The organism is Streptosporangium sp. NPDC002607, assembly GCF_053592655.1.
This window is the reverse complement of record NZ_JBSFWD010000024.1, coordinates 13,318-36,166: the sequence shown is the minus strand read 5'-3', so window position 1 is coordinate 36,166 and position 22,849 is coordinate 13,318. Positions and strand designations below refer to the sequence as shown.

The following is a 22,849-nucleotide window of genomic DNA, read 5'->3' as shown; positions in this document are numbered from 1 at the left end:
CCAGTCGAAGAGCAGAAGTCATGGATGTCGTGGCGGGGTGCTCCTGAACCTTCCCTTATTCTATAGTTCTTTGGAATATGGGCTGCAATGGATCAACTGGAGGACGCGATGTCGTACCCGGAGCCTCGTTACCTGGGCGAGGCGGGCGAGAGCAGTGGGTTCTTCCGGCCGGCGAGCGCGGGGCCGGACCTGGTGATAGGCGAAGGCGGGACGGAGGTGCACTATCTGGGCACCGGCGCCTCGACGAACGGGCAGTTCGGTCTGTACCGCTGGGACATGGGAGCGAAGCCGTCCGGCCCGGACCCGCACTTCCACCGGACGATCTCCGAGTCCTTCTTCGTGCTCTCCGGGACCGTGCGGCTGTTCAACGGGAAGACCTGGACCGACGCGACGGCGGGAGACTTCCTGTACGTCCCGGAGGGCGGGGTGCACAGTTTCCGCAACGAGTCCGGCGAACCGGCCTCGATGCTGCTGCTCTTCGCGCCGGGGGCACCCCGCGAGGGCTACTTCGAGGAGCTCGCCGAGATCGCGGCCAGCGGGCGCCGGCTCAGCGACGCGGAGTGGACGGACGTGTACCTCCGCCACGACCAGTACATGGTCTGACGGTCATGGCGGAGTTTCCCGAGGAACCGATCTACCGGCAGCTGGCCCGGATCGGCAGGACGCTGGCCAGTCCGGTGCGGCTGAGGCTGCTCGACGTGCTCGACCAGGGAGAGCGCACCGTCGAGCAGCTGTCCGAGGAGGCGGACATCCCGCTGAAGAACACCTCGGCCCAGCTGCAGCAACTCCGCGCGGCTCACCTGGTGACGAGCCGCAAGGCGGGTACCCGGGTCTACTACCGGCTGGCCGACGAGCGGGTCTCGCGCTTCCTGGGCGAGCTGCAGGACTTCGCCGCGGAAAGGCTCGCCGATCTGCGGGAGGCGGTGTCCGAGCATCTCGGCGAGGTCGCGGTCCTGGAGGCGGTGACCGCCGACGAGCTCGCCGGACGTCTCGACGACCCCGACATCGTGATCGTCGACGTCCGCTCGGCCGCCGACCACGCCCGCGGCCATGTGCCGGGGTCGGTGTCGATTCCCCTGGCCGAACTGCGGGACCGTCTCGACGAGCTGCCCAGGGACATGGAGATCGTGGCCTACTGCGGCGGCCCCTACTGCGTGGTCTCCCCGGAGGCCGTGCGCCTGCTCCGCGACCACGGCTTTCCGGCGCGCCCGCTGGACGGCGGGCTCACCCGCTGGCGACGCACGGGGAGACGACTGCAGACCGGTTCCGCCACGGCCCGGTAACGGGCCCGCGGCCGAATTGTCGGAGTAGATCACTACCGTTCCCGGCATGCTCAGTTCGCAACAGCAGGCTGCTCTGTCGACTGCCGGGACGAAGGTCCCCGCGCCCGGCGAACTCCCTCGGATCACCCGCCGCGAAGAGGCCGGCGCATGACCGCCTGGGAGGAGATCCGCGGACTCATCGACCGCCGGGACGCCCACGCCGTCGCGGCCCGGATCGTCGAGTTGGACGAGGCGGCGCGTAAGGAGGTCGCCGGCCTTCTTCCGGGATACCTGAAGACGCTGCGCGGCCGACGCGAATCCTGGGAAGGGCTCGACGACTACGCCGAGGTGCTCCGCGCCGCCGGGGCCGGGGTGCTCACCGGGGCGGCCGCCGTGGCGACCTGGCTGAACCGCCGGGATTTCACCTCCCGCTGGGGCTCGCCGTACGGGGACACCGAGCGGATCATGGCGATTCTCGCGACCCGGCCGGCGGAGTGGCGGGCCGACCTGGCCGGACGGCTCGTGCTGAGGCTCCGGACGGGGGAGGACCGTGGGCTGCCGCTGGCACTCGCCCTGCTGCGTGCGACCGGGATCGAGGTGCCGGCCCACGATCCGCTGGTCGTCGGATGGGTGAGCACCGTCAGGGGTCTGTCCGCTCTGCGAAAGGATCCGCTCTTTGACGCCATGCTTCCCCGCGTCTTCGAGGTTCAGGGGGTGGGGCGGGCCCTGCAGTGGGAGAACGATCCGGCCCGGTCGTTGCTGGGTGTCCTGCGCACCCTGGCCGCCAAGGACGGGGCGAGACGGCCGATGCTGCTCCAGGGGTGCGTCAGGCGGTTCCTGCTGGGGGGTTCGGCGGCAGAGCTGCGGTTCTTCGTCCGCCTGCACGAGGCCCTGGATCCGGCGCCGCACGAGATCGAGCCGCACGCCCGCGACTACCTGCGGCTGCTGCCCGCGGCGCCGGGGCCGGTCGCCGAGCTGGCGCTGCGGCATCTGCGCGGGCTGGACGGGCTCGACCCCTTCGACCTGGTGGAGGGGTGGGAGTCGGTGCTCTTCAGGCCCGAGCGCAAGCTCGTCCGCGCCGGGCTCACCTGGCTGGACCAGCGGGTACGGCTCTCGCCCGAGCTGGCGACCTCGATCGCCGGACCGCTGGCGCTGGTGTTCGCCGCGGACTCCACCGAACTGCAGGACAGGGCGGTGACGCTCGCGATCAAGCACGCGAGCCGGATGGACGACGAGGGCCGGGACGTCATCCGCGACGCGCTCGGCACGCTCCCGCCCGACCTCGGGGGGCGTGCCTTCGCGGTCTTCGGCGGCGAGGAGCCGGCCGAGCCCGACCCGCGGGACGGGTTCGCCCCGTCCCCGCTCCCGCAGCCCGACGCTCCGCGGCGGATGCCTGATCCGATCGGTTCCGTGGCGGAGATGGTGCCCCTGCTGAACGGTTCCGGTGACTGGCAGGAGTGGGAGCGGCTACTGGCCGGTTTCGTCGCCCTCGTGCACCGGGATCGCGAGGGTACGGCCGCCGAGCTCAAGCCCCACCTGGTCGGCAGGTATGAGCACCTGTACGGAGAAGGTTATCCCTGGAACCGGGTCGATCGTTGGAACCAGGTCGACCACTGGCTGATCGGCGCCATGTGCTCCCTCAGCGGCATCGCACCGATGCGGGGTGCCTGGAAGCGGAAACTCCCCGACACCCGCCCTCTCTGCCCGCCGCACCTGCTTCTGCTGCACCGGGCGGCCGAGATCCAGATGGCCGTCGAGGAGGACGTCGTCCCGCCGTTGCTGCTGTCCACCCCCACCCTCACGACCGGGCACGTGGCGGCGGCCGAGCTGGTGACGAGGCTGGAGGTCATCGAGGCCGCCGGGGTGAAGCCGCTGGCCGCGGACCTGCAACAGGCGCTCCTCCGGCTGCCCAGAGAGCGGGATCCGAACGCGGCCGAACGCGCCGGTCGGCTCTCCTCGCCGGTCGGTCGCCTGGTCGCCCGCCGGCTGTCCGGGGCCCGGCTCGCGGATCCGGTGGTGGAGGTGCGCTGGTCCCGCAGCGCGCCGGCCTACTCCACCGAGGTGAAGCTCGTCCCGTCGCTGCACGCGCCGGCCACCGGGCTGCCGCTCGTCGACCGGATGTTCGCCGCCTCTCCGCGGCACGGTGACGAAGTTCATCTGTCCTGGTGGCCGTCGATGTTCCCGTCCCACCGGGAGGTGGCCGCCGCGCACCTGTCAGGTCAGCTCCTGCGCGATCAGTGGCGCGGCCCGGCGGTAGGACCGGAACATCTCCGCCGGCTCGCCGGGCTCGACGGGCCGCCGGGGGTCGCCGTCTCGCTCGTCCTTGCCCATGTGCTGGGAAACCCGGACATGCCGGAAGCCGTTGACGTCCTGCTGACGATGGCGGGCCGCGGCGACCTGCCGGCCGCCGAACTCGGCAGGCAGGCGGCGGCGCTGGTCGGATACGACCAGGTGAAGCTCCTCCACCTGACGGCGGCCCTGGAGTCGGCGTCCCGCCAGGGTGCCCATGAGGAGGTGTGGACGGTCGTCGCCGCGGCGTTGCCGTTGCTCGTGCCCCAAGCCGGTCGCCGACCGCGCCACGGGCTCACCGAGTTCGTGGCGCTGGCCGCCACCACGGCGGCGTGGTGCCGAGCTCGCGGGGCGATTCCCGAGATCGAGGCCATGGCGGCGCGCAAGGGATCGAGCGGTCTGCTTCGTGAGGCGCGCCGCCTGCACGGGCTGTTGACGGCGAAGGAAGGATGACCCATGCGCTCGAAGTATGACGAGGAGTGCCGCCTGCGGCTGGCGATCGGCGACCTGGTCCGTGCCGCCGCGCCCCCTGGCTGGAACGGCGCCACGGTCCGCTGCGCCCAGGTCGGCGGATTCTCCCGGGTCACCGTGGAATGTGACGGGGTGGAGCTCGGCGTCCAGGGGCTGGAGGAGCCGTTCCGGCGGCTCCGCGAACTGTCCCGTCGCGACGGCGAGGGCAGCTGGTTCTGCTGCGAGCTGCGCTTCACGCCGGAGAGCAGGTCGTACCGGGGACAGGTGGACGCCGACGGTTTTCCCTTTCCCGACGGTACGGACATCCCCGATGTCGCGCTGCTGGAAGAGCTGACGCTGTTTCCCCGCGACACCGTTCCCGGCTGGCTGCTGGACGCACTCCCGACGGCGGTCCCGGTGGGGATCCGCGAGCCCGAGGAGCACCGGCGGCGTTCCCACGGATCACCGAGGCCCAGGCCGGTCATCTCCGGAGAGCTGGTCTACACGCCGGCCGGGCACCTGGCCGTCCACAGGCTCGAAGTCGACGAGAGGGCCGCGGGCCCCATCGCGGTCCTGCACGAGGAGGCCGAGGGCGGCGGCGACCACCTTCTTTTCCTCGCCACGAAGGAGGCGGGAGAGCGGTCCTACTGGGTGGCTCGCAAGGACATGCGGGGCACCGGGGGTGGCATCACCGCATGCGTGCTCGACGATCGGCGTCTCGTCCTGCACCTCACCCCCAAGGCGGCGGACGACATGGAGACCGAGACCGTCCTGACCGTCGAGCTGAACCTGGGCCCCGTCGAGACGGAGCGGCTACGGGCCGTTCTCGGCAGGGTCTTCCGTACCGGGGTGTCCGATTCGATGCCCTCGCTCACCGGGTTCTGACCCGCGGCGGGGCAGAAAGCCTCACACTTCCAGCGCGGGAAGGGAGGTGCCGCTCCTCGTAGGCGAAGTACTCCTCCAGATCGCGGGCCAGCCGCTCCAGCTTCGCCCGGAGCCGGTCCGCGTCGGCCGTACCGGTGCCGGAGGTGAGGCCGGCGAGCAGTGCCTGGAGATCCGTCAAGGCTCGCGCCACCAGGCGGTGTTCCCGGTCGAGTGCCGGTGTGAGCTCGGGAAACTCCCTTTCGAAGACGGTGAACGGCGCCGCTCTCCGGCTAGCCCCGGTGCCGGCGCACCATGCCCGCGGCGAGGGGGGCGTCTGCGAAGTCACCGGCCGCCATGCGGGCGGCGACGGTGCGCCGGACGAGACGGTCGGCCAGGGCGGGGGCGTGCCTGCCCACCATCATCTCGACACGTCCCCGGCGGGTGGTCGCCACGTCACGGGGGGCGCGGCGGGCGGTGACCGCGCGGACGATCGCGTCGACCACGCCCTCGACGGGTTCCGGCCGAGACACCGCGTCCAGGGAGAGCCCGGCCTGTTTCGTGCTGTCGTGGATCGGGCTGCGGACCATGCTGGGGTAGACGGTCGTCACGCCGACGTGCGTGCCGACCTCAAGACGGAGCGCGTCGGCGTAGGCCGCGAGCGCGCGCTTGGAGACGCCGTACGCCGCCGCCAGCGGCAGCGGCAGGACCGCCATCCGTGAGGCGATGAAGACCACCTGCCCCCTGGCGCGTACCAGGTGGGGCATGACCGTCGCCGTCACGCGCCAGGCGCCGAGCAGGTTCAGCCGCAGCTGCGCCTCCACCTCGTCGCCCGGGGCGAGTTCGGCCGGGGCGGGCCCGCCCCGGCCGGCGTTGTTGATCAGCAGGTCGATGCCGCCGAGCAGGGCCGCGGCCTCTGCCACCGCGGCGTCGACGGACTCCTGGGAGGTGATGTCGCACGCGATGATCGGTATGTCGGAGCCGTCGGGGCGGGCGGTGGGACGGACGACGTCCAGGCCGACCACCCGCGCGCCCTGGGCGGTGAACCGCGCGCTCATCGCCCTGCCGAAGGTGCCCGCCGCGCCGGTGACCAGGATCCGGCGCCCGGCCAGCGCGCGCGCCGGGGACGGGCGCAGCTCGCGGTTCACGACGCGGAGGTACTGGTCGACGTCGATCCGCATGTGGGGCCTGCGCTGTCCCCAGCGCTCCCGCGCGGCGTCGAGTTCGGCCGAGGCGATCCTCCGCGCGCTCTCCGGATCGGGCAACCGATGGGTTCCGGTCCGTACGGCGGCCACCAGGCGGCCCTGCGCCTCGACGACGGGCAACGCCGAGCCGGTCGACTGCATCAGCCCGACGTAGCTGATCGAGTCGTCGCCGATGGGGAAGACGTGGCGGTAGAGCAGCAGGCTCGCCGGGTCGGGCACCGTGTCCGCGTCGAGGAACGGGGTCACGGCCCGGTAGCCGGTGCACCACACGATGTGGTCCACCTCGTCCGCCTGTCCGTCGGCGAAGTGGACCCGGGAGCCGTCCAGGCGGGTGACGCCCTGCCGCGCGAGAATCCTTCCTCTCGCGATCAGCTCGGGAACGGAGTCGCTCAGGGTCGGGTGGTCCTGGAGCACACCCTGACGGGGGGCGGGGAGGCGCGGCCCGGCGGGTTTCCGGTCGGCGACCCTGAGCACCGCCTGGGAGACCACCTGGCGCACCCGCCAGGGGAGCAGGGCGGCGAGGGCGCCGTTGAGCTGGTCGGAGGGGCGGCCGAGCAGCCGTTTGGGCAGCACCCAGACACCGCGCCTGGCCGAGAGCAGCACGGTGGACGCGTGGCCGACGAGCTCGGCGGCGATGTCCATCGCGGAGTTGCCGGTGCCCACGACGAGCACCCGCTTCCCGGCGAGCTCGGCGGGGGTGACGTAGCCGTGCGCGTGCGACTCGGTGCCGGTGAACGTCCCCGGGTACGGCGGTTCGGGGTGGCGGGGCTCGTGGTTGTGGCCGTTGGCCACCACAAGATGCTCCACCGTCTCGAGGTACGGCCCGTCGGGGCCGGTCAGCGCCAGCTCCCAGCCGTCGCCGGCACGCCGGGCCGATTCGAGCGTGGTGGCGAACCGGAAACTCTCGCCGACTCCGAAGTGCTCGGCGTACGACCGCAGGTACTCCAGCATCTGGGCGCGGGTCGGGTAGTCGGGCCACTCGGCGGGCATGGGGAAGTCGGAGAACTCCGTGCGCGGCTTGCTCGTGTTGAGGCGGAGACCCTCGTAGGACGCGGTGTCGGCGTCCAGCCGCCACAGGCCGCCGAGGGAGGTGGCGCGCTCGACGCCGAGCACCGGCAGGCCGGCCTCGATGAGGGCCTTGGCCGCGGCTATGCCCGCGGCGCCGCCACCGACGACGGCGGTCACTCCCGGGCCCGGCGTACCGGCGGACACCTCCTCGGCCGGCGCTCCGGTGCTTCCGGCGGTCACTCCCCGGCCCGGTTCCGCTGAGCTCATCCGCTGCCTCCCATATTCCATCGAATGATGGAATATTAGCCGTCCGCGGCGCCCGCGCCAGGGGGTGCGTAGAGCCGGTCGACGAAACGGTGGGCGTAGGCGCGGAACTCGCGCCTCTCGCGATCCGCGGCCACCGGGTCGCCCCCCCGGGCGGTCAGGGCGGCCAGGGCGGTCACGTGGCCGTGGGCCGCCCAGACCAGGCCGCGCACGGTGATGTGCGGCGTCGGCTCGACGAGGAGGCCACGGGTGGCCGCCTCCAGCAGGGCCCGCTCGATCTCGCCGTAGATCGGCAGCGAGTACGCCTCGTCCAGCGACAGGTGGAGGCTGGGGTCCAGCCACCGGCGCAGCCACAGGAACGTGGTCTGGGGGTGGTCGTCGAGGAAGTCCACGAACGCGTCCACCAGGTCGTGCATGGCGCTCACCACGTCGGCCGCCGGTCCGGAGCGCACCGCGGCGAGGAGGGCGCGCACCGGCGGCGTGAGCGTCGCCCGCTCCAGCTCGAAGACGCGGGCGAAGCAGGCGTCGTACAGCGACGCCTTCGAGGGGAAGTGGTGGTGCACGCTGGAGACGTCGATCCCGACCCGGGCGGCGATGTCGCGCATGGAGACGCCGTCGGCCCCGTGCCGGGCGAAGAGGTCGGTCGCCGCCGCGAGGACGCGGTCGGAGGTGGACGGCGCGGACCTGTCCCTGGGCGGGCGTCCCCGGCGGCGGGCCGGGGGTGCGGAGACGTCTTCCTCGCTCTTCCTCATGCCGGACAGTCTGGCCGCGATGCCCCTGCCTCGCAATCCATCAATGAGTGGATTGGCAAGGAAAGCGGCGGGTCCGGAGGAACCGGAACGCGATCTTGTCCTGCGATCCCGGCGAGGCACCCCTACAGTGGTGTGCCAATTGCCGGGTTCGGAGTTGATGGCGGGAGATCATGGGGGTTTGGGAGGGGGCGGCCGTGGTGCTCGCCGGGCGGTACCGGCTGGACGAGCTGATCGGCCGCGGCGGCACGGGCGAGGTCTGGCGCGGTTACGACCTGCGCCCCGGCTGGCCGGTGGCGGTCAAGATCCTGGCACCGCAGGTGGCCGACGCCGCGGTGCGCGAGAGGTTCGCCAGGGAGGCCAGGACCGCCGCGCGCATCGTCCACCCCAACGTGGTGACCGTGCTCGACATGGGCGAGCACGAGGGCCGCCCGTACCTGGTGATGGAGTTGCTGACCGGCCGGGATCTCGCCGCCGAGCTGGCCGAGCGCGGACCGCTGAGCGTGGCCGAGACGTGCCGCCTGGCGGGGCAGATCGCGCTCGGGCTGGACGCCGCGCACCAGGCCGGGGTCGTGCACCGCGACGTCAAACCGGCGAACCTGCACCTGGGCGCGGGCGGGGCGCTCAAGGTCGTCGACTTCGGTACGGCCAGGGTCGCGACCGAGGCCGCGATGCGACTGACCTCGGTGGGCACCGTCATCGGCACGGCCTCCTACCTGTCGCCCGAGCAGATCCGCGGCGAGCCTGGAGCCGCGGCCGCCGATCTGTACGCGCTCGGCTGCGTCTGCTACGAGCTGCTCTGCGGGCGGCCCCCGTTCGTCGGCACGGCGACGGAGGTGATCTCCCAGCACGTCGGCGCCCGGCCGGACCCGCCCGGCCGCTACCGGCCCGGCATCCCGGCGGAGCTGGAGAGGCTCGTCCTGGCCCTGCTGGAGAAGGATCCCGCCGCGCGGCCCACCGGGGGAGAGGTCGTCCGCGGGCTCCTGGCCGCGGCGCCCCGCAGGACGCCGCACGCGTCCGGGCCCCCGGCGCCGACCTCCGTCCTGCCCTCGGTGCCTCCCGTCCCCGAAGGGAAGGACGGCTCGCCGGTGGAGGCGTGGGTGGGGCGTGCCACGAGGTTCCTGCGGGAGAGCCCACCCGGCATGTTCGTCGCGATCCTGCTGGGCGTGGTGGCCCTGCCGGTGCTGGTGGCCCTGTGGGCGTCGGCCTCGCCGGATCCGGTGGGACAGGGCACCGCGGCGGTGCCACCCGCGATCACGTCGGCGGCGCCCCTGGGAACACCGTCCCCGGAGCGGTCCGCGCCCGCGTCGCCCACACCGGCCGTCTCGCGGAGCGCGTCCGCGGCGCCGTCCCCCGCGCCCAGCCGGACCGCGCCGGCGGCGGGCGGATGGCAGGCGCGCCTGGCGGCCCTGGGACAGGCGGTCACCGCGCAGGAGCTTCAGGGGGGAATCGACCCCAAGACGGCCCGCAAGGTCCGCGAGAGGATCGTCAAACTCGCCGGGAAAATCCAGGAGGGCGACAACGGGAAGGCCCGTGACGAACTGCGCAAGCTCGGCCGTGAGCTGAGCGAGGCGCGGCGAAAGGGCAGGATCGCCTCGGAGGGGCCGCTCGTCGACTTCCTTCGAACCTCGGGGCTCACCTTCCAGGTGGACGGCCAGGTGGACGGTGACCAGTCCGGGCCGCTTCATCACAGCAGCGACGACGACGATGACTAGCGTGGGGCGGGGACGCCCGTCGTTTCCGGGTAGTGCTGAGGCATGACCGTAGAATCGAAGGATCCGCTGGCGGATCTCAACCCGTTCGACATATTCGACACCGAGGCCCTCCGCCTCGACCGCTTCTTCTCCGGGCTCGACGCGGAGGGCTGGCGGCGCCCTTCGCGGGCGGGGGGCTGGTCGGTCCGCGACGTGCTCGGGCACCTGGCGGGGGAGGAGCTGTACAACCACGCCTGTCTGGACGACGACATCGACGGGTTCGTCACGATGCTCAGGAGCGAGGGCGTGGAGGGCGGTTTCAACGCCTTCAACGCCTGGTGCGTGGAGCGCCGCCGTGACGTTCCGGTCGAGGAGGTGCTCCAGGAGTGGCGGCGCGAGAACGGGGAGACGCGCGAGCGGATGCGCGAGCTCGGCCGCGACGCCTTGCTGCCGACCCTCGCGGGACCGTACCCGGTGGGGTTGCAGACCTTCCACTACGACTCGGAGTACGCCACCCACGCCGACGACGTCGGCGCGCCCGTCGCGGAGGACGAGGAGGACGAGCGGGTCTGGTGGCGGGCGAGGGTGGGCGCGTTCGCGCTTGCGGAGCAGGGGTCGAAGGTCCAGGTCGAGCTGACCGCCGACGGGATCTGGGTGCACGCCTACGACATGAGCGAGCAGCTGGGGCCCCCGGCGTTCGTGGCGGCGACCGTCGGCCGCCTGCCGGACGACCACCCCGTCGACCATCCCCTCGACCGCAGGCTCAGGACCGCCCTGCGCTGTCTGGCCTGAGCTTTCGGCGCTCCCCCCGGCACGTTCGTCCGGGTGTTCCCGCCGGGCCTCAGCGGTCGTCCTGCCCCTGTCGCCCCTCGCCCTGGCCACCGTTCCTGTCCTTGCGGCGCATCCGGTGCAGGGTGCCCGCCCGCGCGCGCTCCTCGGGGTGGGCGCGCACCCTGCGCAGGCTGAAGACGACGGTGACCAGCAGCACCAGGAAGATCACTACCAACGAGAGCGGGGTCGGGATCTCGGGGAAGGACGTGGAGACGTCCTCGTGCAGGAAGGCCAGGATGAGCTTCAGGCCGATGAAGCCGAGGATGACCGCCAGGCCGATCGACAGGTAGACCAGACGCTCCAGCAGGCCCTCGATCAGGAAGTACAGGGCGCGCAGCCCCAGCAGCGCGAAGGCGTTGGCGGCGAAGACGATGAGCGGGTGCGTGGTGACGCCGAAGACCGCCGGAATGGAGTCGAGGGCGAACAGCAGGTCGGTGCTTCCGATGGCGAGGAAGACCACGAACAGCGGGGTGACCATCCGCCTTCCGTCCTCGCGGACGACGAGCTTGCCGTCATGCAGGTTCTCGGTGACCGGGAGCGCCTTCGAGACGAAGCGGATCAGGGGGTTGCTCTCGATGTCGGGCTCCTCGTTCCGGTGCCGGACCAGCTGGATCGCCGTCCAGATCAGCAGCAGGCCGAAGAGCAGGAATGTGAAGGAGAAGAGGCTGATGGCCGCCGCGCCGACCGCGATGAGGACGGCGCGCAGCACGAGGGCGGTGGCGATCCCGAAGAGCAGCACCTTCTGCTGGTTCTCCGGGGGCACGGAGAAGCGCGCCATGATGATGACGAAGACGAAGAGGTTGTCGACGGAGAGGCTCTTCTCCACCAGCCACCCGGCGAAGTACTCGGCCGCGAGCGCCGACCCGGCCAGCCACCACAGGACCAGGCCGAAGGCGATGGCCACGCCGATGTAGAAGACGCTCCAGGCGGTGGCCTCGCGCATGCCCACGGCGTGCGGCCGGCGCGCCGCCACCACGAAGTCGAGGACGAACAGCGCCATCACCAGAACGACGACCGCGATCCACACGCCTATCGAATCGATCGCCATCCGTGTCCCCTCCAGCCGGTGAGAATCCTCGCTTACCCTCAGGTAAGGGGGTCCACACCCGGGAGCCACCGGGCAACTCGCCGTCCCGCGCGACGGACGCGGGCGCGTGAGGGGAGCGGGGTCAGCGGGCCGAGCCGGCCCGGCGCTTGGTCCAGACGTCCAGGGCCACGGCGGCGAGCAGGACCAGGCCCTTGAAGAGCATGACCCGCTCGCTGGGCGCGCCGATCAGGGACATGCCGTTGTTGATCACGGCCATGATGAGGCCGCCGGTGAGGGCGCCGACCACCTTGCCCACCCCGCCCTGGACCGCGGCACCGCCGATGAAGGCGGCCGCGATGGCGTCCAGCTCGAAGCCGTTGCCCGCCGTCGGGCCGGCCTGGTTCAGCCGCCCGGCGAAGATGATCCCGGCGAGCGCGGCGAGCACCCCCATGTTGACGAAGATCCAGAACGTGACGGACTTCACCTTGATGCCGGACAGGCTCGCGGCGTTCAGGTTGCCGCCGATGGCGTAGATGTGGCGGCCGAAGACCGCGCGGTTGGTCAGCAGCGTGTAGCCCAGCACCAGGATCGCCAGCAGCACCAGCACCCAGGGCAGGTTCTTGAACCTGGCGAGCTGCACGATGACCACCATCACCACCGCGGCGGCGGCGCCGATCTTCAGCAGGAACAGGGGCAGCGCGTCGACCTTCTGCCGGTAGCCGAGCCGTGCCTGGCGGGCCCGCCACTGGGTGCCGGCGATCCCGGCCACCGCGGCCAGGCCGACGAGCAGCGTCAGCAGGTCGGCGCCGCCGAGCGGGCCGAGGCCGATGTTGCCGAAGAAGCCGGGCACGAAACCGTTGGCGAGGGTCCGCACCTCGTCGGGGAAGGGGCCGATGCCCTGGTTGCCGAGCACGGTCAGGGTCAGCGCCCTGAAGACCAGCATTCCGGCCAGGGTCACGATGAACGCCGGTATGCCGAAGTAGGCGATCCAGTAGCCCTGCCAGGCCCCGATCAGCGCACCCGCGACCAGCGTGATCAGGATCGCCAGCGGCCAGGCCACGTCCATGTCGACCATCAGCACCGCCGCGATCGCGCCGGTGAGTCCCACCACCGAGCCCACGGAGAGGTCGATGTGACCGGCGATGATGATCAGGATCATGCCGATGGCCAGGATCAGAACGTAGGAGTTCTGCACCATGATGTTGGAGATGTTCTGCGGGCTGAGCAGCTCTCCGTCGGTCAGGATGGAGAACAGCACGATGATCAGCGCGAAGGCGATGTAGATGCCGCTCTGCCGCAGGTTGACGGAGAGGCGGCCGGCGGGCGTCTTCGCGGGGACCACCGGAAGGCCGCCGCTCGGTGGCGCTGTCTCACGGGTCGGGACCTCCATCGTGCCCTTACTCCTTTTCCTTGGTCATGAGCTGCATGAGCCGTTCCGGGGTGGCCTCGGCCCGGGGGACCTCACCGGTGATGCGGCCGGCGGACATGGCGTAGATGCGGTCGCAGACGCCGAGCAGTTCGGGGAGCTCCGAGGAGATGACCAGGATGGCCTTGCCCTGGTCGGCGAGCTGGTTGATGATCGAGTAGATCTCGTACTTGGCGCCCACGTCGATGCCGCGGGTGGGCTCGTCGAGGATCAGCACGTCGGCGTCGGTGAAGATCCACTTCGACAGCACCACCTTCTGCTGGTTGCCGCCGCTGAGCTTCCCGGTGACCGACAGCACGCTGGGGGCCTTGATGTTCATGCTCTCCCGGAAGCCGTCGGCGACCTGGTACTCCTTGTTGTCGTCGACCCAGCCGCGCCTGGCCAGCTTCCCCAGCGCGGCGGCCGACACGTTCCGCTTGATGTCGTCGATCAGGTTGAGGCCGTACCGCTTGCGGTCCTCGGTGGCGTACGCGAGCCCGTGGCCGATCGCCTCGCCGACGGTGCGGAGCTGGATCTCCCCGCCGTTCTTGTAGACGCGGCCGGAGATGCCGACCCCGTAACTCCGGCCGAACACGCTCATCGCCAACTCGGTGCGGCCGGCGCCCATCAGGCCGGCCAGGCCGACGATCTCGCCGCGGCGCAGCGTCAGGTTGGCGCCGGAGACGACGACGCGGTCGTGCTGGCTGGGGCTGTGCACCGTCCAGTCCTCGATCCGCAGCGCCTCCTCACCGATCCTCGGCTCGTGCGGCGGGAAGCGGTGTTCGAGGTCGCGGCCCACCATGCCGGCGATGATGCGCTCCTCGGTGACCTGGTCGCCCCGCATGTCCAGGGTCTCGATCGTCCGGCCGTCACGCAGGATCGTGGTGGAGTCGGCGACGGCCTGGATCTCGTTCAGCTTGTGCGAGATGATCACCGAGGTGATGCCCTCCTCGCGCAGCCCGCGCAGCAGGTCGAGCAGGTGCGCCGAGTCCTCGTCGTTGAGCGAGGCGGTCGGCTCGTCGAGGATGAGCAGTCTGACCTGCTTGGACAGCGCTTTGGCGATCTCCACCAGCTGCTGCTTGCCGACCCCGATGTCCATCGAGCGCGTCACCGGGTTCTCACGCAGCCCGACCCGCTCCAGCAGCTCGGCGGCCTCGGCGTTGGTCCGGTTCCAGTCGATCAGGCCGCGGCTGGTCCGCTCGTTGCCGAGGAAGATGTTCTCGGCGATCGACAGGTACGGGCTGAGCGCCAGCTCCTGGTGAATGATCACGATGCCGTGCTTCTCGCTGTCCCTGATGTCGGAGAAGCGGCACGGCTCGCCGTCGAAGAAGATCTCGCCGTCGTACGAACCGTGCGGGTACACGCCGGACAGGACCTTCATCAGCGTCGACTTCCCGGCGCCGTTCTCCCCGCAGATCGCGTGTATCTCGCCCCTGCGTACCGCCAGGTTGACGTCCTGCAGGGCTTTGACGCCCGGGAACGTCTTGGTGATCCCGCGCATCCGGAGTATGTCGTCGGTCATGCCGCCCGCCTCCTCGGCGTCCTCGGGGAGCCCCGCCACCCCCGCGGACGCCCGCGGGGGTGGCGCCGGTGCTCCTACTTGAGCTGGTCTTCGGTGTAGTAGCCGGAGTCGACGAGGACCTTCTTGTAGTTGTCCTTGTAGACGATCACGGGCTCCAGCAGGTTGGACGGGACGACCTTGTTGCCGTTGTCGTAGTCCTCGGTGTTGTTCACCTCGGGCTTGCCGCCCTTGAGCACCGCGTCGGCCATCTCGACGGTGACGGCGGCCAGCTCGCGGGTGTCCTTGTAGATCGTCGCGTACTGCTCACCCGCGATGATCGACTTGACCGAGGCGACCTCGCCGTCCTGGCCGGTCACGATCGGGTACGGCTGGCCGGCGGTGCCGTAGCCGCTGCTCTTCAGCGCCGACAGGATGCCGATGGACAGACCGTCGTACGGGGAGAGCACGCCGTCGACCAAGGTGTCGCCGGAGTAGGACTTGGTGATCAGGTCCTCCATCCGCTTCTGCGCGGTGGCCGGGTCCCAGCGCAGGATCGCGACGGTCTTGAAGTCGGTCTGGCCGCTCTTGACGACCAGGGTGCCGGAGTCGATGTACGGCTTCAGGGTCTCCATCGCGCCGTTGTAGAAGAAGGTGGCGTTGTTGTCGTCCGGCGAGCCGGCGAAGATCTCGATGTTGAACGGGCCCTTGGCGTCGCCGTCGGAGCCGTCCTCCTTCTTCAGCTTCAGGCCGACCAGGAGCGAGGTCGCCTGCTGCACGCCCACCTTGAAGTTGTCGAAGGTGGCGTAGTAGTCGACGTTCGGCGAGTTGCGGATGAGCCGGTCGTAGGCGATCACCGGGATCTTCTTGTCGGCCGCCTGCTGGAGCTGCGTGGTGATGGCGGTGCCGTCGATCGAGGCGATGATCAGCAGCTTGGCGCCCTTGGTGATCTGGTTCTCGATCTGGTTGACCTGCGTGGGGATGTCGTTCTCCGCGTACTGCAGGTCGACCTGGTAGCCCAGCTTCTCCAGGGCGCTCTTGACGTTGTCACCGTCGTGGATCCAGCGCTCGGAGGACTTGGTCGGCATCGTGACGCCGACCAGGGTGTCGGCGGGCGCCGCGGAGGCGGCCTCCGACGCGCCCTGGTCGACGGTCTTGACGCTTGAGCCACAGGCCGTCACTCCCATGGCGAGAGCCAGGCTCACCGAGAAGGTGACCAGCTTCGCGAACTTCATCGAATACCTCCAGTGTGGGGGTCCGGGTCCTGGCCGGGGGGAGGGCCGCGGGAGAGGTGGGAGGCGGCGCGTCCCGGGAGCGGGCGGCGCGTGCCGCCGCCGGGGCGCGTTCCTTCGGGGCCGTGCCCGCGGCGATGCGGGAGCGAGCCGTGACCCGGCTCGCTCCACCGTCCGTGAGCAGGTCCGTGAGCATTTTGTGAGCGTTCACAACGACGGCGCGGGACTCCGCGGAGATCCGGCCGGCTGTGTGACGAGACATCAAATGCCTGAGTCGGTCGGCTGTCAACCCCCGGGCGGTCAGGAGTCCTCGCGTCATGAAGACCTTCCCGGAGGAGATGTGAGCGTTAACAACGGGGGTATGGGACAGTTAAGGGCGTGATGACGGTGCCGTCAAGTAGGCGTTAACGAATGGTTCCCGTGTAACCAGACTGCAATGTGGCGGGTGCTTGACGCGAGGTGTTGTTAGCGCTCACAGTCTGTGCCAAGCCACCAGAAGGAGCCGACCGTGAGCCCGAGCCACGAGCGCCGCCCGCCGGTGATGGCGGATGTCGCCACGAAGGCCGGCGTGTCGCACCAGACGGTCTCGCGCGTGCTCAACGATCACCCCAACGTCCGTGCCGAGACCCGCGCCCGGGTGCTGGCGGCGATCCACGAGCTCGGCTACCGGCGCAACATGGTGGCCCGCGCCCTGGTCACGAGGCATACCCGCACCCTCGGCGTGGTCAGTTTCGACACGACCCTGTACGGGCCGGCGAGCACCGTGTACGGCATCGAGCAGGCCGCCAGGTCGGCGGGTTACTTCGTCAGCATGGTCAGCCTCAAGACCATCGACACCGCGGGGGTGCGCGACGCGCTCGGCTACCTGGCCGAGCAGGGCGTCGACGGCATCGTGGTGGTCGCGCCGCAGCGCTCGGCCGCCCCCGCGCTGGCCGACGTGCCCACCGACATCCCCGTGGTGGCCGTCGAGGGCGGCCACTCCGGCGACGTGTCGGTGGTCAGCGTCGACCAGGTCCACGGTGCCCGGCTGGCCACCAGGCACCTGCTCGACCTCGGCCACGAGACCGTCTGGCACATCGGCGGCCCGCCGGACTGGCTGGAGGTCGAGGGACGGATCGAGGGCTGGCGTGACGTGCTGGTCTCCGCGGGCCGTCCGATCCCCGAACCGCTGCCCGGTGACTGGAGCCCGCGCTCCGGCTACCAGGCGGGTCTGCGCCTGGCGGCGGTGCCGGGTGTCACCGCGGTGTTCGTCGCCAACGACCAGATGGCGCTCGGTGCGCTGCGGGCCTTCGCCGAGCTGGGAGTGCGGGTGCCCGAGCAGATCAGCATCGTGGGGTTCGACGACATCCCGGAGTCGGAGTTCTTCACCCCGCCGCTCACCACGGTCAGGCAGGACTTCGGGGCGGTCGGGAGATGGAGCATCGAACTGCTGCTCAGGCAGATGGAGGCGGGCGCGGAATGGTCCCACGAGCGGCACGTCGTTCCGCCGGGGTTCGTGGCCAGGGCCAGCACCGCACCGGTCCACGCGTGACGCGAACAAGACCGCCCGTTGATGTTAGCGTTAACGGCCAGACGAGTCCCAGCGAACCCCACCGACACCGGACGCCCGGCCGGCGGACCCGGTCGAGCAGGTCGCGGCGGCCCGGCGGATGCCGGCCCGTACGAAGACGATCCTCACGCGGGAGCGGGCCGGAACGGCGCCGCCCACCCGCCGCAACTGACCCGGCGGGCCGCCTCGCGGGCGGCCCGTCTCCTGGGAGGAAAGGGAGTCGCATGGCCGCACCCGACCCGATCCTGCGGATGATCGGGATCAGCAAGGAGTTCCCCGGCGTCAAGGCGCTGACCGGCGTGGACTTCAGACTCCTGCCGGGGGAGGTGCACGCGCTGATGGGAGAGAACGGCGCGGGGAAGTCGACGCTCATCAAGGTGCTCACCGGCGTGTACGACGTCGACGCGGGCGAGATCGAGCTGGCCGGCGCGCCGGTCGCCTTCGCCGGGCCCCTGGCGGCGCAGCGGGCCGGGATCAGCACGGTCTACCAGGAGCTCAACCTCTGCGCGAACCTCTCGGTGGCCGAGAACATCTTCATCGGGCGCGAGCCGCGCCGCTTCGGCCGCATCCGGTGGGGGGAGACGCGGCGGCGCGCGGCCGAGCTGCTCGCCAGGCTCGACCTCGACCTGGACGTCTCGGCGCCGCTGTCCTCGTACTCGCCGGCCGTGCAGCAGATGGTGGCGATCGCGCGGGCCGTCGACATCTCCGCGAACGTGCTCATCCTCGACGAGCCGACCTCCAGCCTGGACGCGGGGGAGGTCGCGCAGCTGTTCGAGGTGATGCGGCGGCTCAAGGACGAGGGGATCGCCATCATGTTCGTCTCGCACTTCCTCGACCAGGTCTACGAGATCGCCGACCGGATGACGATCCTGCGCAACGGCCGGCTGGTCGGCGAGTACCTCACCGCCGAGCTGAGCCAGGTCGAGCTGGTCGGCAAGATGATCGGCAATGAGCTCGCCGACCTGGCACGGCTCGACGAGAAGCCCAAGGACCTGGCGCGGACCGGCGACGTGGTCATCGAGGCGAGGGAGCTCGGCAGGGCGGGGGCCGTGCAGCCGTTCACGCTCTCCATCCGCCAGGGCGAGGTGGTGGGCCTGGCCGGGCTGCTCGGCTCCGGCCGCACCGAGATCGCCCGCCTGCTCTTCGGCGCGGACCACGCGGGAACCGGGGAGGTGGCGATCGACGGTACGCCGGTCTCGCTGCGCACCCCGCGCGCCGCGACCGCCAGGGGAGTCGCCTTCTGCCCGGAGAACCGGCGGACCGAGGGCCTGATCGCCGACCTCACCGTACGGGAGAACATCGTGCTGGCCCTGGCGGCGGCGCGCGGCTGGGCCAGGCCCATACCGCGCCGCCGCCAGGACGAGCTGGTGGAGAAGTACATCGGCGCGCTGCGGATCAACCCTCCCAATCCCGAACAGCTCGTGCGCAACCTCAGCGGCGGCAACCAGCAGAAGGTGCTGCTGGCCCGCTGGCTCATCGTCGAGCCACGGCTGCTCATCCTGGACGAGCCGACCCGCGGTATCGACGTCGGGGCCAAGGCCGAGATCCAGCGCCTGGTCGTCTCCCTGTCCGACGGGGGCATGGCCGTGCTGTTCATCTCCGCCGAGCTGGAGGAGGTGCTCCGTCTCAGCCACCGGGTCGGCGTGCTGCGCGACCGGCACCTGGTGGCGCAGCTGCCCAACGACGACGACCTCACGGTCGACGTCCTCATGGAGACGATCGCCAGCGGAGCCCGCCCATGAACCGTCTCGCCAGGCACCGCCTGCTGTGGCCGGTGCTCGTTCTCGTCCTGCTGCTGGCGACCAACGTCGCGTTCACCGACGGCTTCCTGTCGGTGCAGATGAAGGACGGCCACCTCTACGGCAGCCTCATCGACATCATCCGCTTCGGCGCGCCGCTGATCCTGGTGGCGGTCGGCATGACACTCGTCATCGCCACCGGCGGCATCGACCTGTCCGTGGGATCGATGGTGGCCATCTCCGGGGCGCTCGCCTGCCTGCGGATCAGCGAGCTGGACAACCAGAACGCGGTGGGCGGCGTCCTCGCGGCGATCGGCCTGGCGCTGGTGCTCTCCCTGGTGCTGGGGGTGTGGAACGGGTTCCTGGTCGCCGGGATCGGCATCCAGCCGATCATCGCGACGCTGATCCTGATGGTCGCCGGGCGGGGGCTGGCCCAGCTGGTCACCGACGGCCAGATCATCACTGTCAACAGCGTGCCGTACAAGCTGGTGGGCGGCGGCTACTGGCTCACCGTGCCCTTCTGCATCCTGCTCGTGCTGGTCGTGCTCGCGGTGACCGCCTTCCTCACCCGGCGCCTCGCCCTCGGCCTGCTCATCGAGTCGGTCGGCGGGAACGCCGAGGCCAGCCGCCTGGCGGGCATCCGCTCCCGGGGCCTGATCATCGTGGTCTACGCGTTCTGCGGCCTGTGCGCCGGCATCGCGGGGCTGATGATCAGCTCCAACGTGTCCAGCGCCGACGGCAACAACGCCGGGCTCTGGATCGAGCTCGACGCGATCCTTGCGGTCGTGATCGGCGGCACCTCGCTCGCGGGCGGCCGGTTCTCGCTCGGCGGCACCGTGCTCGGCGCGCTCATCATCCAGACGCTGACCACCACGATCTACTCGATCGGCGTGCCGCCGGAGACGACACTGCTCTTCAAGGCGCTCGTCGTCACCCTGGTCTGCCTGCTGCAGTCACCGACCTTCAGGGAGAAGGTGTTCCACCGCTCACGACGCGGCGCTCCACCCGCCTCCTCGGGCGCCGACACGAAGGTGAGGGTCGCCATATGACCAGCCTGGGCGTGCTTTCGCCGAACCGGTCGATCCCCCGCAAGTACCTGCCGGTCCTGGTGACCGGCGGGCTGTTCCTCGCGATGTTCGTGGCCGGCGGTATCCGCTACGAGGGCTTCGCGTCCGGGCAGGTGGTGCTCAACGTCTTCATAGACAACGCGTTCCTGCTGGTCGTGGCGGTCGGCATGACGTTCGTGATCCTCACCGGCGGCATCGACCTGTCGGTGGGGGCGGTGGTCGCGCTCGCCACGATGATCTCGGCGAGCCTGGTGACGGACGGGGGCTGGCCGCCCGCGCTGGTGATCCCGCTGGTGCTGGCGGTCGGCGCGGTGCTCGGCCTCGCCATGGGCTGCGTGATCCACTACTTCGACATCCAGCCCTTCATCGTGACGCTGGCCGGCATGTTCCTGGCCAGGGGGCTCTGCTACACCATCGGCACCGACTCGATCTCGATCACCGACCCGACGTACACCGGCCTCGCCCAGGCCAGGATCGACCTGCCGGGCGGCGCGTTCGTCTCGCCGAGCGTGCTCGTCGCCGTCGTGGTGATCCTCGCCGGGGCGTACGTGCTGCACTACACCCGGCTGGGCCGCAACGTCTACGCGACCGGCGGCAGCGAGCAGTCGGCGCTGCTCATGGGCCTGCCGGTGGCCAGGACGAAGATCGCGGTCTACACGATCAGCGGATTCTGCTCCGCGCTGGGCGGCGTGCTGCTCTCCTTCTACATGCTGTCGGGCTACGGGCTGCACGCGGTCGGCATGGAGCTGGACGCGATCGCCGCGGTCGTGATCGGCGGCACGCTGCTGACCGGAGGGTACGGCTACCTGCTCGGCACCGTGCTCGGCGTGCTCGTCCTCGGGCTGATCCAGACGATCATCAGCTTCGAGGGGACCCTCAGCTCCTGGTGGACCAAGATCTTCATCGGCCTGCTGCTCTTCGCCTTCATCCTGCTGCAACGCCTCGGTGCGGCGCGGCGCACCTGAACCCCCCGGCTCCCGCGCGGGAGCCCTACCCCGTCGAGGTCCTGGAGATTGTGTGAACGCTAACAATGACCGCTACGTGGTCGGTGTCGACTTCGGCACGCTGTCCGGCCGCGCCGTGGTGGTGCGGGTGAGCGACGGTGCCGAGGTCGGCACGGCCGTGCACGAGTACGCACACCGGGTGATCGAGGAACGGCTGCCCGGCAGTGCCGTGCGGCTGGGCCCCGACTGGGCGTTGCAGTCGCCCGAGGACTGGCGGCAGGTGCTGCGCGTGGCGGTGCCCGGGGCGGTGGCGGCGGCCGGGATCTCCCCGTCACGGGTCATCGGCCTGGGCACCGACTTCACCGCCTGCACCGTACTGCCCGCCACCGCGGACGGCACCCCGCTCTGCGAGGTCGACGGGCTCGCGGAGCGCCCGCACGCGTGGCCGAAGCTGTGGAAGCACCACGCCGCGCAGCCGCACGCCGACCGGATCAACGCCGTCGCCGCCCGCAGGAAGGAGTCGTGGCTGCCCCGCTACGGCGGGAAGATCTCCGCGGAGTGGGCGTTCGCCAAGGGCCTGCAGGTCCTGGAGGAGGACCCGGAGGTCTACGGCCGCGCCGAGCGCTGGATCGAGGCCGCCGACTGGATCGTCTGGCAGCTCACCGGCGTGGAGACCCGCAACGTGTGCACCGCCGGGTACAAGGCCATCCACACCGGCGACGGCTACCCCTCGGCGGAGTTCCTGGCCGAGCTCAACCCGGCCTTCGCCGGTTTCACCGCCAAGCTCGGTCAGGAGCTGTCGCCCCTCGGCGGTCTCGCGGGCCGGCTGGACGCCCGCGCCGCGGCCTGGACCGGACTGCCCGAGGGGGTGGCGATCTCGGTCGGCAACGTGGACGCCCACGTCACGGCCGCCGCCGCCGACGCCGTACGGCCCGGTCAGATGGTCGCCATCATGGGCACCTCCACCTGCCACATCATGCCGTCCGACACGCTGGCGGAGGTGCCCGGCATGTGCGGTGTGGTGCGCGACGGGATCGTGCCGGGACTGTGGGGATACGAGGCGGGCCAGTCGGGTGTCGGCGACATCTTCGGCTGGTTCGTGGAGACCTCGGTGCCCGGCTCCTACGAGCGGGAGGCCGAACGGCGCGGGCTCACCGCGCACGAGTACCTCACCGAACTCGCCGCCGCGCAGAGCGTCGGGCAGCACGGCCTGGTGGCACTCGACTGGCACAACGGCAACCGCTCAGTGCTGGTCGACCACGACCTCTCGGCCGTACTCGTCGGCCAGACCCTCGCGACGAGACCCGAGGACACCTACCGGGCGCTGATCGAGGCCACCGCGTTCGGCGCCCGCGTGATCGTGGAGACCTTCGAGGACTCCGGGGTGCCGGTGACCGAGTTCGTCGCCGCGGGCGGCCTGATCAAGAACCGGTTCCTGATGCAGGTCTACGCCGACGTGCTGCGCCGCCCGATCTCGGTGATCGGCTCGGAGCAGGGATGCGCCCTGGGGTCGGCCATCCACGCCGCGGTCGCAGCCGGGGCCTACCCGGACATCACCGCGGCCTCGGCCGCGATGGGCAGGCGCGCCGAGGCTGTCCACCTGCCCGACGCGGGGCGCGCCGACGCCTACGACCGGCTGTACGCCGACTACCGCCGCCTGCACGACCACTTCGCCGACGGGGAGATGCTGCACGGCCTGCGGGCCCTGCGTAACGAGGCGAGCACATCAGAGAAGAAGGAGGACGCGTGACCCAGCGAGAGGACCATACGACCGG

General features: G+C 70.8%; 18 protein-coding genes. 11 read left to right on the top strand and 7 right to left on the bottom strand.

Annotated features, from left to right (window positions below):
• Positions 1–87 precede the first annotated feature (87 nt).
• From ACWD3H_RS25605 to ACWD3H_RS25590, 4 genes are all read left to right on the top strand, one after another.
• Positions 88–603 (top strand): cupin domain-containing protein, encoded by a 516-nt coding sequence (locus ACWD3H_RS25605; RefSeq protein WP_451956778.1) that lies wholly within the window; start codon positions 88–90, stop codon positions 601–603.
• A gap of 5 nt (positions 604–608) precedes the next feature.
• Positions 609–1,283, top strand: coding sequence for an ArsR/SmtB family transcription factor (locus tag ACWD3H_RS25600; protein ID WP_451956777.1), 675 nt, complete (start codon positions 609–611; stop codon positions 1,281–1,283).
• Between the two features lie 147 nt (positions 1,284–1,430).
• Positions 1,431–4,004, top strand: a complete 2,574-nt coding sequence (locus ACWD3H_RS25595) for a DUF7824 domain-containing protein (protein WP_451956776.1) — start codon at positions 1,431–1,433, stop codon at positions 4,002–4,004.
• A 3-nt stretch (positions 4,005–4,007) separates the two neighbouring features.
• The gene (locus tag ACWD3H_RS25590; protein ID WP_451956775.1) at positions 4,008–4,886 is read left to right on the top strand and encodes a hypothetical protein; all 879 of its coding nucleotides are present in this window, start codon (positions 4,008–4,010) and stop codon (positions 4,884–4,886) included.
• On the opposite strand, the gene ACWD3H_RS25585 is transcribed toward ACWD3H_RS25590, so the two are convergent.
• From ACWD3H_RS25585 to ACWD3H_RS25575, 3 genes are all read right to left on the bottom strand, one after another.
• Positions 4,873–5,064 carry a hypothetical protein gene (locus ACWD3H_RS25585; RefSeq protein ID WP_451956774.1) on the bottom strand — a complete coding sequence of 64 codons (192 nt, stop codon included), beginning with the start codon at positions 5,062–5,064 and terminating at the stop codon, positions 4,873–4,875. The two genes, ACWD3H_RS25590 and ACWD3H_RS25585, sit on opposite strands and share 14 nt — an antisense overlap.
• Positions 5,065–5,155: 91 nt before the next feature.
• On the bottom strand, positions 5,156–7,342 hold the full coding sequence (locus tag ACWD3H_RS25580; RefSeq protein ID WP_451956773.1) for an SDR family NAD(P)-dependent oxidoreductase: 2,187 nt from the start codon (positions 7,340–7,342) through the stop codon (positions 5,156–5,158).
• Between the two features lie 35 nt (positions 7,343–7,377).
• On the bottom strand, positions 7,378–8,091 hold the full coding sequence (locus ACWD3H_RS25575; RefSeq protein ID WP_451956772.1) for a TetR/AcrR family transcriptional regulator: 714 nt from the start codon (positions 8,089–8,091) through the stop codon (positions 7,378–7,380).
• 170 nt (positions 8,092–8,261) lie between these two features.
• On the opposite strand from ACWD3H_RS25575, the gene ACWD3H_RS25570 reads away from it, so the two are divergent.
• Both ACWD3H_RS25570 and ACWD3H_RS25565 read left to right on the top strand, forming a co-directional pair.
• The gene (locus ACWD3H_RS25570) at positions 8,262–9,803 is read left to right on the top strand and encodes a protein kinase domain-containing protein (RefSeq protein ID WP_451956771.1); all 1,542 of its coding nucleotides are present in this window, start codon (positions 8,262–8,264) and stop codon (positions 9,801–9,803) included.
• 42 nt (positions 9,804–9,845) lie between these two features.
• Positions 9,846–10,574: a maleylpyruvate isomerase family mycothiol-dependent enzyme gene (locus tag ACWD3H_RS25565; protein WP_451956770.1), complete on the top strand. Its 729-nt coding sequence runs from the start codon at positions 9,846–9,848 to the stop codon at positions 10,572–10,574.
• A gap of 49 nt (positions 10,575–10,623) precedes the next feature.
• Here the strand turns inward: ACWD3H_RS25565 and ACWD3H_RS25560 are convergent, their stop codons facing one another.
• The 4 genes from ACWD3H_RS25560 to chvE form a co-directional block, all read right to left on the bottom strand.
• Entirely contained in the window at positions 10,624–11,661 is a 1,038-nt protein-coding gene (locus ACWD3H_RS25560; RefSeq protein ID WP_451956769.1) for a TerC/Alx family metal homeostasis membrane protein, read from the bottom strand.
• A 121-nt stretch (positions 11,662–11,782) separates the two neighbouring features.
• On the bottom strand, positions 11,783–13,030 hold the full coding sequence (mmsB, locus tag ACWD3H_RS25555) for a multiple monosaccharide ABC transporter permease (RefSeq protein ID WP_350956768.1): 1,248 nt from the start codon (positions 13,028–13,030) through the stop codon (positions 11,783–11,785).
• A gap of 7 nt (positions 13,031–13,037) precedes the next feature.
• Positions 13,038–14,567: a multiple monosaccharide ABC transporter ATP-binding protein gene (mmsA, locus tag ACWD3H_RS25550; RefSeq protein ID WP_451956768.1), complete on the bottom strand. Its 1,530-nt coding sequence runs from the start codon at positions 14,565–14,567 to the stop codon at positions 13,038–13,040.
• Between the two features lie 74 nt (positions 14,568–14,641).
• Complete coding sequence (gene chvE, locus ACWD3H_RS25545) at positions 14,642–15,778, bottom strand: multiple monosaccharide ABC transporter substrate-binding protein (RefSeq protein WP_350915129.1); 1,137 nt, start codon at positions 15,776–15,778, stop codon at positions 14,642–14,644.
• A 538-nt stretch (positions 15,779–16,316) separates the two neighbouring features.
• On the opposite strand from chvE, the gene ACWD3H_RS25540 reads away from it, so the two are divergent.
• The 5 genes from ACWD3H_RS25540 (at position 16,317) to araB (ending at position 22,824) form a co-directional block, all read left to right on the top strand.
• Entirely contained in the window at positions 16,317–17,306 is a 990-nt protein-coding gene (locus ACWD3H_RS25540; protein WP_451956865.1) for a LacI family DNA-binding transcriptional regulator, read from the top strand.
• A gap of 242 nt (positions 17,307–17,548) precedes the next feature.
• Entirely contained in the window at positions 17,549–19,066 is a 1,518-nt protein-coding gene (locus ACWD3H_RS25535) for a sugar ABC transporter ATP-binding protein (RefSeq protein WP_451956767.1), read from the top strand.
• On the top strand, positions 19,063–20,112 hold the full coding sequence (locus ACWD3H_RS25530) for an ABC transporter permease (protein ID WP_451956766.1): 1,050 nt from the start codon (positions 19,063–19,065) through the stop codon (positions 20,110–20,112). Before ACWD3H_RS25535 ends, ACWD3H_RS25530 begins: the two co-directional genes overlap by 4 nt.
• Entirely contained in the window at positions 20,109–21,095 is a 987-nt protein-coding gene (yjfF, locus tag ACWD3H_RS25525; RefSeq protein WP_355553143.1) for a galactofuranose ABC transporter, permease protein YjfF, read from the top strand. The genes ACWD3H_RS25530 and yjfF overlap by 4 nt, the downstream gene beginning before the upstream one ends.
• Before the next feature lie 52 nt (positions 21,096–21,147).
• Positions 21,148–22,824, top strand: a complete 1,677-nt coding sequence (gene araB / locus ACWD3H_RS25520) for a ribulokinase (protein WP_451956765.1) — start codon at positions 21,148–21,150, stop codon at positions 22,822–22,824.
• Positions 22,825–22,849: the final 25 nt, after the last annotated feature.

Bases quoted from the DNA above. Each gene is read 5' to 3' on its own strand.
- ACWD3H_RS25575 (WP_451956772.1), bottom strand. From the start codon at position 8,091: ATGAGGAAGAGCGAGGAAGACGTCTCCGCACCCCCGGCCCGCCGCCGG.
- ACWD3H_RS25600 (WP_451956777.1), top strand. From the start codon at position 609: ATGGCGGAGTTTCCCGAGGAACCGATCTACCGGCAGCTGGCCCGGATC.
- ACWD3H_RS25535 (WP_451956767.1), top strand. From the start codon at position 17,549: ATGGCCGCACCCGACCCGATCCTGCGGATGATCGGGATCAGCAAGGAG.
- ACWD3H_RS25590 (WP_451956775.1), top strand. From the start codon at position 4,008: ATGCGCTCGAAGTATGACGAGGAGTGCCGCCTGCGGCTGGCGATCGGC.
- ACWD3H_RS25530 (WP_451956766.1), top strand. From the start codon at position 19,063: ATGAACCGTCTCGCCAGGCACCGCCTGCTGTGGCCGGTGCTCGTTCTC.
- ACWD3H_RS25565 (WP_451956770.1), top strand. From the start codon at position 9,846: ATGACCGTAGAATCGAAGGATCCGCTGGCGGATCTCAACCCGTTCGAC.
- ACWD3H_RS25605 (WP_451956778.1), top strand. From the start codon at position 88: ATGGATCAACTGGAGGACGCGATGTCGTACCCGGAGCCTCGTTACCTG.
- ACWD3H_RS25595 (WP_451956776.1), top strand. From the start codon at position 1,431: ATGACCGCCTGGGAGGAGATCCGCGGACTCATCGACCGCCGGGACGCC.
- mmsA (WP_451956768.1), bottom strand. From the start codon at position 14,567: ATGACCGACGACATACTCCGGATGCGCGGGATCACCAAGACGTTCCCG.
- yjfF (WP_355553143.1), top strand. From the start codon at position 20,109: ATGACCAGCCTGGGCGTGCTTTCGCCGAACCGGTCGATCCCCCGCAAG.
- chvE (WP_350915129.1), bottom strand. From the start codon at position 15,778: ATGAAGTTCGCGAAGCTGGTCACCTTCTCGGTGAGCCTGGCTCTCGCC.
- ACWD3H_RS25560 (WP_451956769.1), bottom strand. From the start codon at position 11,661: ATGGCGATCGATTCGATAGGCGTGTGGATCGCGGTCGTCGTTCTGGTG.
- ACWD3H_RS25580 (WP_451956773.1), bottom strand. From the start codon at position 7,342: ATGAGCTCAGCGGAACCGGGCCGGGGAGTGACCGCCGGAAGCACCGGA.
- mmsB (WP_350956768.1), bottom strand. From the start codon at position 13,030: ATGGAGGTCCCGACCCGTGAGACAGCGCCACCGAGCGGCGGCCTTCCG.
- ACWD3H_RS25570 (WP_451956771.1), top strand. From the start codon at position 8,262: ATGGGGGTTTGGGAGGGGGCGGCCGTGGTGCTCGCCGGGCGGTACCGG.
- ACWD3H_RS25540 (WP_451956865.1), top strand. From the start codon at position 16,317: ATGGCGGATGTCGCCACGAAGGCCGGCGTGTCGCACCAGACGGTCTCG.